Raw genomic sequence first — 15,013 nt, 5'->3', positions numbered from 1 at the left:
GCACCCGGCACGTCGGCCGACCCGGTCAGCGCAGCAGGCCGACGACCGTCTCCACGGTGTCCGCCTCGGCCGCCTGCTTGTCCTCGCGGTAGCGGACCACCCGGGCGAAGCGCAGGGTCACACCTTCCGGGTACCGGGAGGACCGCTGCACCCCGTCGAAGGCCACCTCCACGACCAGCTCGGGGCGCACCCGTACGACCCAGTCGTCCCCGGGGGACACGGCGAGCTCCTGGAGGCGGCGGGTCTGCCAGTCGAGGAGGGCGTCGGTCAGGCCCTTGAAGGTCTTGCCGAGCATCGCGAACGTGCCGTCCGCCCGCCGTGCCCCCAGGTGCAGGTTCGACAGCTTGCCCGTGCGGCGACCGTGGCCCCACTCCGCCGCGAGCACCACCAGGTCGAGGGTGTGCACCGGCTTCACCTTGACCCACGAGGCACCTCTGCGGCCCGCGCTGTACGGGGCATCCAGGCCCTTGACGACCACGCCCTCGTGGCCGCGCGCCACCGCCTGCTCGGCGAACTCCCGTGCCCTCGAACGGAGTTCGGCATCCCCCGGGTCCTCGACCACGAAGCGGCGCACCCGGCGCGGCTCGGGCGTGATCCGGGCCAGCTCGGCGTGCCGCTCGCGGGCGGGCAGGTCGAGCAGGTCGCGGCCGTCCACGGCGAGCAGGTCGAAGAAGACCGGGTACAGCGGGAGCGAGGCCTGCGCGCCCTCGACGTCGAGGCGGGAGCCGACGCGGCCCGCGATGTCCTGGAACGAGCGCGGCCGGCCCGACCCGTCCAACGCGATCACCTCCCCGTCGAGCACGGCCCACGTGGACGCCAACTCCCGTGCGGAGGCGATGACTTCGGGCAGCCGGGTGGTGATCTCGTCCAGGGTGCGCGTGAAGATCCGTACGTCGTCGCCGTCGCGGTGCACCTGCACCCGGATGCCGTCCAGCTTCTCCTCGACCGCGCACGGGCCCAGCGCGTCCAGGGCCTCGTCCACGTCCTGTGCCGTCTTCGCGAGCATCGGCAGTACCGGACGGCCCACGTCCAGGCGGAACGTGTCGAGCGCCGCGGCCCCGTCGGCGACCAGGGCGCGGGCCACCACGTCGAGCCGGCCCGCGAGCATCACCGCCCGGCGCACCGCCTCCGCCGCCACGCCGGTCGCCGCCGCCAGGCCCTCCACGGCGAGCGCGTCCAGGGCGCCCTGCCGCAGCTCGCCGCCCAACAGGCCGAAGAGGAAGCGCTGTTCGTCCTCCGTGGCAGCCGCGAGCAGTTCGTGCACCAGGCGTTTGCGCTCGCCCTGGGCGCCCTTGCCCGCGACGGCGGCGATCCGGTCGAAGGTCTCGTGCAGCTCCCGTACGCCGATCGTCGGCGTCGCGGCCGGGGGCGGCGGCTCCTTGAACGCCGCCCAGCCGACCCCGATCCGGCGCTGCGGAAGCCGCCCCGACAGATAGCTGACGACCAGCGGCGCCTCGTCCGGCGTCATCGCGGCGAACAGTTCGGCGAGCAGGTCGCGCTTGCGGGAACGTGAGGTGGTCGCGGAGAGCTCCCGGGAGGTTCTGGCCAGGTCGGCGAGCAGCATGGGTTCATCGTCGCGTAGGCGTCGTCGTCCCGCACCGTCGGCTCGGTTGCCGCCTGTCGCCCTGCGCGAACAGCCACGACGGCGCGGCAGTCGAACGACAGCCGCTGCAAGATTTTCGGAACGAGCCGGGCCACACCGCTTGTGGCAGCATCGGCCGCACGACCGACCGCCGTCGTGCCCGGGCAGCAGCCGCGCGGGCACTACCGCGAGTACACCGTCCGCACCCCCGGCGAAGGCGGCCGCGGCGCCCGGCGGCTGGTCACCGGCAGGGACGGCGAGATCTACTACACCGACGACCACTACCAGACCTTCAAGGCGGTCCTGCGATGACGGAGCACACCCCCGGCCCCCTCGCCGCCCTGCTCGGCGCCGTCCGTACGGCCGAACTGCCCGCCGTCGTCCTCACCCTCGGCGGCGTCACCGACAAGGCCGCGTTCATGGAGCGCTGCGCCCGCGACCTGGACCTGCCGCACTGGTTCGGGCGCAACTGGGACGCGCTCGCCGACTCCCTGACCGAACTGCCGCGCGGCACCCTGCTCGTGGTCCGCGGCTGGCAGGAGTACGCGGCCACACGGCCCGAGGAGTGGGCCGTCGCGCAGGACGTGCTCGCGGAGTCCTCCGGTGAACGCCTGAGCGTCCTGCTCGCACTCGACCCGGCCGTGAACTGACGCCCCGGGGGAAGGGCCGCTTGGAGGTTCCGACCACCGTTTCCGCCGTGCCCTGGAGGATCTGTCCGGAGGGCGGCGACCCTTTGTCATGGGACAATGAAGTACGTGCGTTTCCTCGGCTGACCTGCCCGAGGGTCACCTCCGAACGACTGGATGTTCTGCACGTGCGTTTCCTCAATGACATCAAGCCGCCGTACGACCTCACGTACGACGATGTGTTCATGGTGCCGAGCCGCTCCGCCGTCGGCTCCCGCCAGGGTGTGGACCTCTCCGCCCCGGACGGTACGGGCACCACGATCCCGCTGGTCGTCGCCAACATGACCGCGATCGCCGGGCGGCGCATGGCCGAGACCGTGGCCCGCCGCGGCGGACTCGTCGTCATCCCCCAGGACATCCCGATCGAGGTCGTCACCGAGGTCATCTCCTGGGTCAAGACCCGCCACCACGTCCTCGACACCCCCATCACGCTGGCCCCGTCGCAGACCGTCGCGGACGCGCTGTCGCTGCTGCACAAGCGCGCGCACGGCGCCGGAGTCGTCGTCGACGGCGAGCGGCGGCCGATCGGGGTCGTCACCGAGCACGACCTGAGCGGCGTGGACCGCTTCACCCAGCTCTCCGAGGTCATGTCGAGGGAGCTGCTGCTCATCGACGCCGACATCGACCCGCGCGAGGCCTTCAACAAGCTGGACGCCGGTCACCGCAAGGTCGCCCCCGCCGTGGACAAGGACGGCCGCCTCGTCGGCATCCTCACCCGCAAGGGCGCCCTGCGCGCCACGCTCTACACCCCGGCCGTGGACGCCCAGGGCCGACTGCGCATCGCGGCCGCCGTCGGCATCAACGGCGACGTGGCCGGCAAGGCGCAGCAGCTGATCGACGCCGGTGTGGACACGCTCGTCATCGACACCGCGCACGGCCACCAGGAGTCGATGATCGACGCCATCCGCAAGGTGCGCGCGCTCGACCCGCAGGTCCCGATCGTCGCGGGCAACATCGTCGCCGCCGAGGGCGTCAAGGACCTGATCGACGCCGGTGCCGACATCATCAAGGTCGGCGTGGGCCCCGGCGCCATGTGCACCACGCGCATGATGACCGGCGTCGGCCGCCCGCAGTTCTCCGCCGTCCTGGAGTGCGCCGCCGAGGCGAAGAAGTACGGCAAGCACGTCTGGGCCGACGGCGGCGTCCGGCACCCGCGCGATGTCGCCATGGCGCTCGCCGCCGGCGCGTCCAACGTCATGATCGGCTCCTGGTTCGCCGGGACGTACGAGTCCCCGGGCGACCTCCAGCAGGACGCCAACGGGCGGCAGTACAAGGAGTCCTTCGGCATGGCCTCGGCCCGCGCCGTGCGCAACCGCACCAGCGACGAGTCGTCGTACGACCGGGCCCGCAAGGCGCTCTTCGAGGAGGGCATCTCGACCTCGCGGATGTTCCTCGACCCGGCCCGCCCCGGCGTCGAGGACCTGATCGACTCGATCATCGCGGGCGTCCGCTCCTCCTGCACCTACGCGGGCGCCGGCTCGCTCGCCGAGTTCGAGGAGAAGGCCGTCATCGGCATCCAGTCCGCCGCCGGATACGCGGAGGGCAAGCCGCTGCACGCCAGCTGGCAGTGACCTCGTCCTCGTAGAACGGCTTCCGCGCGGCCCCGATCGTCTCCGGACGGTCGGGGCCGTCGCGCGTTCCGGACCCGTTCCGGACCCGTTCCGGACCCGTTCCCGACCCGTCCCCGGCCGGAAGAATCGCGTCCGGGATGTGGCATTGGCCACGTTCGTGAAGCGATCGAAAGCGGATGTGCAACGAACTCCCGTATTTTCCGGGGGTACGCAAGGATCTTGCCCGAATGCGCAAGGTTGCTTCATTACGCAAGTGAAGCCGCGCGGCCTAATGTCATGCGCTGTACTTCGTCTGGCGGTGACCGCCTGCTCGGTGGTCGCCCTTCGACGGGTGCCGCCGCGGTCGCTGCCGTCAAGCCCGCAGCGATGAAGGAGCCCCCCGTGCTCGACCAAGGCGCCGCCCCGCCGACACGTGACCAGCAGCAGCCGAGCGGCCTCGGCCGGCTGATGCGCCGCAAGCCCGTGGAACTGCTGGTCGCCGAGGGTGGCAAGGGCGAGGGCGGCACGCTGCGGCGCTCGCTGTCCATGTGGCAGCTGACGATGATCAGCATCGGTGCGACCCTCGGCACCGGCATCTTCGTCGTCCTCGGCGAGGCCGTGCCCAAGGCCGGACCGGCCGTCACGCTCTCCTTCGTGATCGCCGGCCTCACGGCCCTCTTCTCCGCCCTCTCGTACGCGGAACTGGCGGGCACGATCCCCGTCTCCGGCTCCTCGTACTCGTATGCGTACGCAACGATGGGTGAGCTCGTCGCCTGGGTCTGCGGCTGGTGTCTGGTCCTGGAGTACGGCGTCTCCGTCGCGGCCGTCGCCGTCGGCTGGGGCGAGTACCTGAACGAACTCCTCGCCGGCACCATCGGCGTGACCATCCCGGACGTGCTCTCCGCGCCGCCCGGCGACGGCGGGATCTTCAACCTGCCCGCGCTGATCGTCGTGCTGCTCGCGATGGTGTTCCTGCTCGGCGGCGCCAAGGAGTCGGCGCGCGCCAACACGATCATGGTCGCCGTGAAGATCGCCGCGCTGCTGCTGTTCTGCGCGATCGGCATCCAGGGCTTCAAGTCCGGCAACTACGCCGACTTCATGCCGCTCGGCATGGCCGGTGTCAGCGCCGCGGGCGCCACCCTGTTCTTCTCGTACATCGGCTTCGACGCCGCCTCCACCGCAGGTGAGGAGGCCAAGGACCCGCAGCGGGACCTGCCGCGCGCGATCATGCTCTCGCTCGTCATCGTCACCGCGCTGTACGTCCTCGTCGCCGCCGTCGCCGTCGGCGCCCGCCCCTGGCAGGGCTTCACCGACTCCGAGGCCGCGCTCGCCGGGATCATGAAGGACGTCACCGGCCAGCCCTTCTGGGGCACCGTGCTCGCCGCGGGCGCCGTCATCGCCATCGCGAGCGTCGTGCTCGTCGTCCTGTACGGCCAGACCCGCATCCTCTTCGCGATGTCCCGCGACGGTCTGGTGCCCAAGGCGTTCTCCAAGGTCAACCCGCGCACCGGCACGCCGCGCGTGAACACCGTGATCGTCTCGCTGTTCTGCGGCGTGCTCGCCGCGGCGATCCCGCTCGGCCAGCTCGCCGACGCCACCAGCATCGGTACGCTCTTCGCGTTCGCCCTGGTCAACGTGGCCGTCATCGTCCTTCGCCGGACCCGCCCGGAGATGAAGCGGACCTTCCGGGTGCCGCTCGCGCCGCTCTTCCCGCTGGTGGGCTTCGGCTTCTGCGTGTGGATGATGTTCAGCCTCGACGCGATCACCTGGACCGTCTTCGGCGTGTGGATGGCCGTCGGCCTCGTGATCTACTTCGGGTACGGTCAGCGCCGCTCCCGGCTGCAGACGCAGGGGGCCGACGCGGCCGTCGCGCTCACCAAGGAAACCGGTCCGGAACCAGGTCAAGAGAAGTGAACCGCCCGCCGTGCTGAACGAACTCGACGAACGTATCGTGCACGCCCTCGCCGAGGACGCCCGCCGCTCCTTCGCGGACATCGGCCAGATCGTCGGCCTGTCCGCACCGGCCGTGAAGCGCCGTGTGGACCGGCTCCGCGCGACCGGGGCCATCACCGGCTTCACGGTCCGGGTGGACCCGGCGGCGCTCGGCTGGGAGACCGAGGGGTTCATCGAGATCTACTGCCGGCGGAACACTTCGCCCGAGGCCATCAAACGGGGCCTCGAGCGGTACCCGGAGGTCGCGGCCGCCTCCACCGTCACCGGTGAGGCGGACGCGATCGTCCAGGTCTTCGCATCCGATATGCGGCACTTCGAGCGGGTGCTTGAGCGGATCGCCGGGGAGCATTTCGTGGAGCGTACGAAGTCTGTGCTGGTGCTTTCGCCGCTGATGCGGAGGTTTTCCTCGGGGGCGCCTACTTAGGCCCCCCGGGGGCCCCTCGCCCCTGCCGGGTTGCTCCCGGTGGGGGCGGGGGCTTTCTCTTTCCCCACCCCGCCCCTTCCCGAAATCCTGCGGAGCGGTGTCGTTCGGCTGCGGCGCCGTCGTGGCTGATCGCGCAGTTCCCCGCGCCCCTTAAGAACCCGCCCCTCCGGCGCGAAATTCAGCCGCAGGCTTTCGGGAAGGGGCGGGTAGGGGACCATCAAGGCCTCGCGCAATGAATCGCCGCAGCTGGCCCCACTGGCGCAACAGATCCCCCGACAACCCGCAACAGTCGCGCCTTGTCCCCGCAACACCGGCGACCGTAACGTCATTGCGTCCCCGCAACCCCCGTGCCCCCGAGGTCTGCCCATGTCGTCGTCGCCGCTGCGTACCGCCCTGCTTCAGAGTTCTGGACGGCCCGGTGACGTCGCGTGGAATCTGCGCGTGCTCGATGAAGCCGCCGGGCGGGCCGCAGCAGCGGGGGCGGGCCTTCTCGTCGCGCCCGAGATGTACCTGACCGGGTACGCCATCGGGGACGATGTGCCCAGGCTCGCCGAGACCGCCGACGGTCCCTCCGGCGAGGCGATCGCGAAGATCGCCGCCCAGCACGGCCTCGCCGTCTTCTACGGCTACCCGGAGCGCGACGGGCAGCGCGTGTTCAACTCCGCGCAGGCCATCGGCCCCGACGGCACGCCCCTGCTCAACTACCGCAAGACCCACCTCTTCGGCTGCTTCGAGCAGCAGCACTTCACACCCGGAGACACCCCCGTCGTCCAGGCCGAGCTCGGCGGCCTCCGCATCGGCGCGCTGATCTGCTACGACGTGGAGTTCCCGGAGAACGTACGGGCGCACGCCCTCGCCGGGACCGACCTGCTGCTGGTGCCGACCGCGCAGATGCACCCCTTCCAGTTCGTCGCCGAGTCCCTCGTGCCGGTGCGCGCCTTCGAGAACCAGATGTACGTCGCGTACGTCAACAGGGCAGGCCAGGAAGGGGAGTTCGAGTTCGTCGGGCTCTCCGTGCTCGCCGGGCCCGACGGTGTCGCCAGGGCGCGGGCCGGGCGCGGTGAGGAACTCGTCATCGGTGACGTCGACCCCGCGTTCCTCGCCGAGTCCCGCGCCGGCAACCCGTATCTGCGGGACCGCCGCCCCGGCCTGTACGCGCCCCTGACTCAGGCCTGACCCGCACCCCGTTCCCGTACCACCCCTCGTTCCGCGCAAGGAGTCCCCACCCCATGACGTCCACGGTGCCCAACGCCGTCCAGCACACCGACGCGCAGCCGCCGATCACCATGTTCGGGCCGGACTTCCCGTACGCGTACGACGACTTCCTCGCGCACCCGGCCGGGCTCGGGCAGATACCCGCGACCGAGCACGGCCAGGAGGTCGCCGTGATCGGCGGTGGGCTCTCCGGTGTCGTCGCCGCGTACGAGCTGATGAAGATGGGCCTCAAGCCCGTCGTGTACGAGGCCGACCAGATCGGTGGTCGGCTGCGGACTGTCGGGTTCGAGGGGACAGACACGGACCTGACGGCCGAGATGGGCGCGATGCGCTTCCCGCCGTCCTCCACGGCGCTGCAGCACTACATCGACCTGGTCGGCCTGGAGACGCGGGCGTTCCCCAACCCCCTCGCCCCGGACACCCCCTCGACCGTCGTCGACCTCAAGGGCGAGTCGCACTACGCGGAGACCGTGGACGACCTGCCGCAGGTCTACCGGGACGTCATGCACGCCTGGAACGCCTGCCTGGAGGAGGGCGCCGACTTCTCCGACATGAACCAGGCGCTGCGCGAGCGGGACGTGCCGAGGATCCGGGAGATCTGGGCCCGCCTGGTGGAGAAGCTGGACAACCAGACGTTCTACGGCTTCCTCTGCGAGTCCGAGGCGTTCAAGTCCTTCCGGCACCGGGAGATCTTCGGCCAGGTCGGCTTCGGCACGGGCGGCTGGGACACCGATTTCCCCAACTCCATCCTGGAGATCCTGCGCGTCGTCTACACCGAGGCCGACGACCACCACCGCGGCATCGTCGGCGGCAGCCAGCAGCTGCCGCTCCGGCTCTGGGGGCGCGAGCCGGAGAAGATCGTGCACTGGGCCCAGGGGACCTCGCTGTCCTCCCTGCACGAGGGCACCCCCCGCCCGGCCGTGACCCGGCTGCACCGCACCGCGGGCAACCGCATCACCGTCACCGACGCCAGCGGCGACATCCGTACGTACCGTGCCGCGATCTTCACCGCCCAGTCCTGGATGCTGCTCTCCAAGATCGAGTGCGACGACTCGCTCTTCCCGATCGACCACTGGACCGCCATCGAGCGCACCCACTACATGGAGAGCTCCAAGCTCTTCGTGCCCGTCGACCGGCCGTTCTGGCTCGACAAGGACGAGGTCACCGGGCGTGACGTCATGTCGATGACGCTCACCGACCGGATGACGCGAGGCACCTACCTCCTCGACGACGGCCCGGACAAGCCCGCCGTCATCTGCCTCTCGTACACCTGGTGCGACGACAGCCTGAAGTGGCTGCCGCTGTCCGCGAACGAGCGGATGGAGGTCATGCTGAAGTCGCTCGGCGAGATCTACCCGAAGGTCGACATCCGCCGCCACATCATCGGCAACCCGGTGACCGTGTCCTGGGAGAACGAGCCGTACTTCATGGGCGCGTTCAAGGCGAACCTGCCCGGCCACTACCGTTACCAACGCCGCCTGTTCACCCACTTCATGCAGGACGGCCTGCCCGAGGACAAGCGCGGCATCTACCTCGCCGGCGACGACATCTCCTGGACGGCCGGCTGGGCCGAGGGCGCCGTGCAGACCGCGCTGAACGCCGTGTGGGGTGTCATGCACCAGTTCGGCGGTACGACGGACGCGTCCAACCCGGGTCCGGGTGACCTGTACGAGGAGATCGCGCCGGTCGAGCTGCCGGAGGACTGACCCCGAGGGGGAGGGGCGGGCGGTTCCGCCCCTCTCCGCCGGTTGTCAGACGCCCGCCTCCCGCGCCGCCTCGTACACCGCCGCCGCGACGTCCGTCAGCTCCTGCGCGTCCCGGGTCTGGCCCTGCAGTTCGAGGAAGAATTCCTCGATCCCGGTGGCCCGCACATGGTCGGCCAGGTCCTCGACGATCTGCTCGACGCTGCCCTGGAACGGCCGCCGCCCCTCGCCCTCGTACGGCCGGGGGCTGTACGTCGCGTTCACCCGCACCGTCGCCGCGATCGGACGCTCGCGTCCGGCCGTGGCGGCCAGGTCCCGCAACTCCTTCCAGGAATCCGCCAGTTGGCGGGCGCCGAGCGCGACCGGCATCCAGCCGTCGGCCCGCTCGACCAGGCGGCGCGCGGCCCGCGGCCCGTTCGCGGGCAGATGGACGGGGATCGGGCGGGCCGGCTTGGGGCCGACCGCGGCCGGGGCGATCCGCGTCCACTCGCCCTCGTACGCGACCGGGTCGGGGCCCCACACCGCGCGGAACACGTCGAGCGTCTCGTCGAGTACGGCGCCGCGCCGCTCGAAGGGGGCCAGGCCCTGCGCCGCGTACTCGTCGTGCGACCAGCCGGTGCCGAGCCCGGCGACGACTCGGCCGCCGCTCGCCGCGTCCAACGTGGCCAGCGCGCGGGCGAGTTCGAAGGGGATGTGCAGCGGCGCGACCAGGACGCTGGTGCCGAGCCGGGCCCGTTCGGTGGCCGTGGCGGCGAGCGTCAGGGAGACCAGCGGGTCGGCCACCGAGCGGTACCGCTCGGGCCACGGCAGGCCCTCGACGCCGTACAGGCCCTGCGTCGCGGGCGTCGGGAACAGCACCCGCTCGAAGACCCACAGGCTCTCGTACCCGATCTCCTCGGCGGCCTTCGCCACCGCGGGGATGTCGCGTCCGATGTCGTACTGCTTCATCTGGGGCAGGCCGAGTCCCAGCCTCGTGACCATCTGCTGCACCTCCTGTACGTCCCGGACCGGTCGGCCCGGCGGGGACCGGTGTCCCGTACAGCTAACGCGTCCCGGGCGGTCAGCGCCAGGGGGTCAGCGCCAGGGGGTCAGCAGGCAGTGGCCGACGAGGCCCGCCCCGGCGTCCGTGCGCTGCCTGAACTCCTCGGCGAGATCGGGGAGTTCGCGCAGCCCGCAGAGCACTCGCGCCGCCGACCAGGCCGCGTCCCTGGCCCGCTCCAGGTTCCAGCCGCCGACCAGATGGGTCAGCGGGTCGGCGATCCGAAGGTGCTCCGGGTCTGGCGCGAGGTCCTCGACGATCCGCTCCTCCAGGGCGGCCAGGCGGTCCCCGAGACGGTCGAACTCGCCCTCCACGGTGGCCGGTTCACAGCCCGACCCGTGACAGGCGTCGACCACGGCGAGCACCAGGTCGTACCCGATGTGCGCGTTGAGGCCCGCGAGCGCGAACTGCAGCGGCCGTACGCCGGGGTGGTGCCGGTACCGGAACAGCGGGCGCCAGGCCGCCGGGGCGCGGTAGCCGTGGCGCACCGCGTCGAGCGCCGCGAAGTACCGCTCGGCGAGGCGGACTTCGAGGGGCGCGGGCTCGGCGGACTCCTCGGTCACCGCGAGGTACGTACGGTGGAACACGGTCACCCCGTCGGAGTGCGGCCCGTCCGCATCAGGGGCGCGCCTGCGCGCGCGGACCGCCTCCGCCTCGACCGTCCCGGTCCCGATCTGTCCCGACAGCGCCATGCACGCAGCGTGACAGGCCGAGCCGGAACCACGGCCGACCGAGCCGCGAGCATCCCCGAAACGGGGGAACGACCGGCCCTCAGCCCTTGGCGTCGTACCTGGACGTGCCCTCGTCGAGCAGTGGTTCCTGCGTCTTGAGGTGGGCGGGGGCCATGGCGCGCAGGGCGTGGTAGCCGGTGATGACGACGATCGTGCCGAGGGCGATCCCGCTCAGCTCGAACGTGTCGGTGAACTTCATCGACACGTTGCCGACACCGATGATGATGCCCGCGGCCGCCGGTACGAGGTTCAGCGGATTGCGCAGGTCCACCTTGGCGTTGATCCAGATCTGCGCGCCGAGCAGGCCGATCATCCCGTACAGGATGACGGTGATGCCGCCGAGCACGCCGCCCGGGATGGCCGCCACGACCGCGCCGAACTTGGGGCACAGGCCGAAGAGCAGGGCGAAGCCGGCGGCGGCCCAGTAGGCGGCCGTGGAGTAGACGCGGGTCGCGGCCATGACGCCGATGTTCTCGGAGTACGTGGTGTTGGGCGGGCCGCCGACCGCGGTGGAGAGCATCGAGGCGGCACCGTCCGCGGAGATCGCGGTGCCGAGCTTGCTGTCCAGGTCGTCGCCGGTCATCTCGCCGACGGCCTTCACGTGCCCGGCGTTCTCGGCGATCAGGGCGATGACGACGGGCAGCGCGACGAGGATCGCGGACCACTCGAAGCTGGGCGCGTGGAAGGAGGGGAGCCCGATCCAGTCGGCCTTGCCGACGCCCGACAGGTCGAGCCGCCAGTGGTCGACGGCCTCGGCGCCGCCCGCGGGGGAGTGGATCTTGCCGAAGACGCGGTCGAAGAGCCAGGAGATCCCGTACCCGAAGATCAGGCCGAGGAAGATCGCGATCCGGGACCAGAAGCCGCGCAGACAGACCACGGCCAGACCGGTGAAGAGCATCACGAGCAGCGCGGTCCACTGGTCCTGCGGCCAGTACGTGGTGGCCGTGACCGGCGCGAGGTTGAAGCCGATCAGCATCACGACGGCGCCCGTGACGATGGGCGGCATCGCGGCGTGGATGATCCGCGCCCCGAACTTCCGCACCGCGAGACCCGCGAGGAACAGCGCCGCACCGACCACGAACACGGCGCCCGTGACCGTCGCGCTCGAACCGCCCTGCGCCCGGACGACGGCGGCCACACCGACGAACGACAGCGAGCAGCCGAGGTACGACGGGACGGTGCCGCGGGTGGCGAGCAGGAAGATGACCGTGGCGACGCCGGACATCATGATCGCCAGGTTGGGGTCGAGTCCCATGAGGACGGGGGCCACGAAGGACGCCCCGAACATCGCGACCACGTGCTGCGCCCCGAGCCCGGCCGTGCGCGGCCAGGACAGCCGCTCGTCGGGGCGGACCACGGCGCCCGGTGCGGGGGTGCGGCCGTCGCCGTGGAGTTTCCAGCGGACGCCGAGGTTCATGGCCGGGGTTCACTTTCTGTACATGGATTGAGCTCGGCCTATGGTAGGTGGCGGTCCGTCGCGCCCGCGCCCCGAGCCGGGGTGGCCGTCGATCGCCCTGCGGGCTCGTCCTCAAACGCCGGACGGGCTGAGATGTGTCCGCGTCCCCGCAACACCCCCGCGAACACCACCAACCCGAACGCCAGCGCCGTCACCAGGCCGAACGACGCCACCAGCGACGTCGCGTCCGCGATCGCGCCGATCGCCGAGGGGGCGATCAGGCCCGAGGTGTACGTGATGGTCGCGACGCCCGCGATCGCCAGGCTCGGGTTGGCGCCGCTGCGCCCCGCCGCCGCGAACGCCAGCGGTACGACGACGGCGATGCCGAGTCCGAGGCAGCCGAATCCGGCCATGGCCTGCGCCGGGTGGGCCGAGGTCACCACCAGGAGGCCGCCGAGGGTCGCGAGCACCCCGCCGACGCGGACCGTGCGCACCGCCCCGAACCGGTCGACCACCTTGTCGCCCGCGATCCGTGCCACCGCCATGGTCAGCGCGAACGCGGTCGTGCAGGCGGCCGCGAGCCCGGCCGAGGTCTCCAGCTCGTCCCGCAGGTACACCGCCGACCAGTCCAGGCTCGCGCCCTCCGCGAACACCGCGCAGAACCCGACGAGCCCGATGAGCACGGCCGGCTTCGGCGGCAGCGCGAAGCGCGGCGGCGGCTCCTCGTCCGGGGTGGAGCGCAGGTCGAGCACGCCCTGGCAGAACACCAGGCCGAGCACGGTCAGGACACCGGCGGCGAGCGCGTGGTGCAGCCGGGCGTCCGCCCCGAGGTGCGCGGCGAGCGTGCCCGCCGCCGAACCGATCAGGGCGCCCGTGGACCACATGCCGTGCAGGCCCGACATGATCGAGCGGCCCAGCCGGTTCTCCACCTCCACGCCGAGCGCGTTCATCGCGACGTCCGACATCCCGGAGGTCGCCCCGTACACGAAGAGCGCGGCGCAGAGCGTGACCAGGTTCGGGGCGAGCGCGGGCAGCACCAGGGAGAGCGTCCACAGGGCGAGCAGTCCGCGCAGCGCGGCGCGGGCGCCGAAGCGGTGGCTGACGGCGCCCGCGAGCGGCATCGCGACGGACGCGCCGATCGCCGGGAACGCGAGGGCGAGTCCGAGCTGCCCGGCGCTCACACCGGCGTGCTCCTGGATCCACGGCACCCGCGTCGCGAACGAGCCCGTCACCGAGCCGTGCACGCAGAAGACGGCCGCGACGGCGTACCGCGCGCGCCTCAACTGCCGTGTGCCGTAGTCCGGTTCACTCATCTCGCGTGCCCCTCCCGGGATACCTGCCCGCATGCCTGCCCGCACGCCTGCACGCGTCGCCGCCGTAAACTATCAGGGACCCTGCCTGATAAATAGAGCGCTCGCGGCGCCGTCGTTCAGGACGTCTGGAAGGATCCCGGCATGCCCGCATCCCCGAGCACCGCCCGCGCCATCAACGACCGCCTCGCGCTCCAACTCCTCCAGGAGCAGGGCCCGTTGACCGCCGGGCAGCTCAAACAGCAGACGGGCCTGTCCCGGCCGACGGTCGCCGACCTCGTGGAGCGGCTGCGGGGTGCCGGACTCATCACCGTCGTCGGCGAGGCGGGCGCCCAGCGCCGCGGCCCCAACGCCCGGCTGTACGGGATAGTCGCCGACCGCGCGCACCTCGCCGCCCTCGACGTGCGCACCGACAGCGTCCGCGTCGCCGTCGCCGACCTGCTCGGCACGGTCCTCGCCGAGGCCGCCCTCACCGTGGACGCCGCGCTCGGCACCGAACCGGCCGTCGACCAAGCCGTCGCCCTCCTCGACCGCACCGCGCGCGAGGCCGGGGCGGGGCCGCTGCACAGCGTGGCCGTGGGCGCGCCGGGCCTGATCGACCCGGGCACGGGCGAGCTGCGCGACACCGGGCTGCCCGCCTGGCACCGCCGGCTCGTCGCCGCCCTGCAGCAGGAACTCCCCGCCACCGTCCTGGTGGAGAACGAGACCAACCTCGCCGCCGTCGCCGAGCAGCGCGCGGGCGCGGCCCGCGACCGGGACACGTTCGTCTACCTGTGGCTCGGCCACGGGGTGGGCGCCGCGGTCGTCCTCGACGGGAAGCTGCGCCGGGGCGCGTCCGGCGGCGCGGGCGAGATCGGCTTCCTGCCCGTACCGGGCACGGCGGGGCTGCCGTCCGCCACGGACTGCGGCGGCGGCTTCCACTCCCTGGTCGGCTCGGCCGCGGTCACCGAGCTCGCCGCGCGGCACGGCCTGTCGGTGGACCCGGACCCGGACGCGGCCGGGCCGGAACAGGCGGCGGCGAGCGTCCTCGCCCGGCGCAGCACGGAACTCCTGGACGCGTACGCCGAACGCCTGGCCCTCGGCGCCGCCGCCGCGATCGCCGTGCTCGACCCGGGCTGCGTCGTGCTCGGCGGCGCCCTCGGCCACGCGGGCGGCGACGCGCTGGCCGCTCGCGTACAGCACCGGCTGGCGTCTCTGTCCCCGCTGGCGACGGAGGTCAGGGCGGGGGAGTTGGGGAGTACGGGGGTGCTGCTGGGGGCGTTGTTTGCTGCGCGGGCGGCAGTGCAGGAGGAGTTGTTCGGCGGGGCGTAGTGCTTTTCCCCCGCCCCGCCCCTTCCCGAAAGACTGCCGTCGGCACGGGGGCCAGCCCCCGGACCCCCGCTCCTCAAACGCCGGAGGGGCTGAATTTGCCCCGAAAGGGGCGC

Annotated in this window: 12 protein-coding genes and 1 pseudogene; 8 read left to right on the top strand and 5 right to left on the bottom strand. The window is 72.0% G+C overall.

All coding sequences use genetic code 11. The annotated features are described in order from the left end of the window. Positions 1-25: 25 nt before the first annotated feature. Positions 26-1,564, bottom strand: coding sequence for an ATP-dependent DNA ligase (locus QIT00_RS16670; protein WP_282536061.1), 1,539 nt, complete (start codon positions 1,562-1,564; stop codon positions 26-28). A 183-nt stretch (positions 1,565-1,747) separates the two neighbouring features. Between QIT00_RS16670 and QIT00_RS16665 the strand changes: the two are divergent. From QIT00_RS16665 to QIT00_RS16635, 7 genes and pseudogenes are all read left to right on the top strand, one after another. Further along, positions 1,748-1,894, top strand: a pseudogene (locus QIT00_RS16665) (ribonuclease domain-containing protein); the annotation flags it as partial. Further along, positions 1,891-2,232 carry a barstar family protein gene (locus tag QIT00_RS16660; protein WP_282536060.1) on the top strand — a complete coding sequence of 114 codons (342 nt, stop codon included), beginning with the start codon at positions 1,891-1,893 and terminating at the stop codon, positions 2,230-2,232. The pseudogene QIT00_RS16665 and the gene QIT00_RS16660, both read left to right, overlap by 4 nt. Before the next feature lie 158 nt (positions 2,233-2,390). Further along, on the top strand, positions 2,391-3,839 hold the full coding sequence (locus QIT00_RS16655) for a GuaB1 family IMP dehydrogenase-related protein (protein WP_408909789.1): 1,449 nt from the start codon (positions 2,391-2,393) through the stop codon (positions 3,837-3,839). Between the two features lie 381 nt (positions 3,840-4,220). Then, complete coding sequence (locus QIT00_RS16650; RefSeq protein ID WP_282536059.1) at positions 4,221-5,732, top strand: amino acid permease; 1,512 nt, start codon at positions 4,221-4,223, stop codon at positions 5,730-5,732. Positions 5,733-5,742: 10 nt separating this feature from the next. After that, entirely contained in the window at positions 5,743-6,195 is a 453-nt protein-coding gene (locus QIT00_RS16645) for an Lrp/AsnC family transcriptional regulator (protein ID WP_282536058.1), read from the top strand. A gap of 366 nt (positions 6,196-6,561) precedes the next feature. Continuing rightward, positions 6,562-7,371 (top strand): carbon-nitrogen hydrolase family protein, encoded by an 810-nt coding sequence (locus tag QIT00_RS16640; RefSeq protein WP_282536057.1) that lies wholly within the window; start codon positions 6,562-6,564, stop codon positions 7,369-7,371. Between the two features lie 53 nt (positions 7,372-7,424). After that, the gene (locus tag QIT00_RS16635; protein ID WP_282536056.1) at positions 7,425-9,116 is read left to right on the top strand and encodes a flavin monoamine oxidase family protein; all 1,692 of its coding nucleotides are present in this window, start codon (positions 7,425-7,427) and stop codon (positions 9,114-9,116) included. Positions 9,117-9,161: 45 nt separating this feature from the next. On the opposite strand, the gene QIT00_RS16630 is transcribed toward QIT00_RS16635, so the two are convergent. The 4 genes from QIT00_RS16630 to QIT00_RS16615 all read right to left on the bottom strand — a co-directional run bounded on the left by QIT00_RS16630 (position 9,162) and on the right by QIT00_RS16615 (position 13,592). Next, positions 9,162-10,094 carry an LLM class F420-dependent oxidoreductase gene (locus tag QIT00_RS16630; RefSeq protein ID WP_282536055.1) on the bottom strand — a complete coding sequence of 311 codons (933 nt, stop codon included), beginning with the start codon at positions 10,092-10,094 and terminating at the stop codon, positions 9,162-9,164. Between the two features lie 93 nt (positions 10,095-10,187). Then, positions 10,188-10,844 (bottom strand): DUF5995 family protein, encoded by a 657-nt coding sequence (locus tag QIT00_RS16625; RefSeq protein WP_282536054.1) that lies wholly within the window; start codon positions 10,842-10,844, stop codon positions 10,188-10,190. 79 nt (positions 10,845-10,923) lie between these two features. After that, the gene (locus QIT00_RS16620) at positions 10,924-12,300 is read right to left on the bottom strand and encodes a uracil-xanthine permease family protein (protein ID WP_282536053.1); all 1,377 of its coding nucleotides are present in this window, start codon (positions 12,298-12,300) and stop codon (positions 10,924-10,926) included. 38 nt (positions 12,301-12,338) lie between these two features. Then, the gene (locus QIT00_RS16615) at positions 12,339-13,592 is read right to left on the bottom strand and encodes an MFS transporter (protein WP_282536052.1); all 1,254 of its coding nucleotides are present in this window, start codon (positions 13,590-13,592) and stop codon (positions 12,339-12,341) included. Positions 13,593-13,733: 141 nt separating this feature from the next. Between QIT00_RS16615 and QIT00_RS16610 the strand changes: the two genes are divergently transcribed. Further along, entirely contained in the window at positions 13,734-14,900 is a 1,167-nt protein-coding gene (locus QIT00_RS16610; RefSeq protein WP_282536051.1) for an ROK family transcriptional regulator, read from the top strand. The last annotated feature ends 113 nt before the right edge of the window (positions 14,901-15,013 follow it).

Source organism: Streptomyces luteolus (genome assembly GCF_029968015.1).
GTDB classification, from domain to species: Bacteria; Actinomycetota; Actinomycetes; order Streptomycetales; family Streptomycetaceae; genus Streptomyces; species Streptomyces luteolus.
This window is presented reverse-complemented; position numbering and strand designations above follow the sequence as displayed.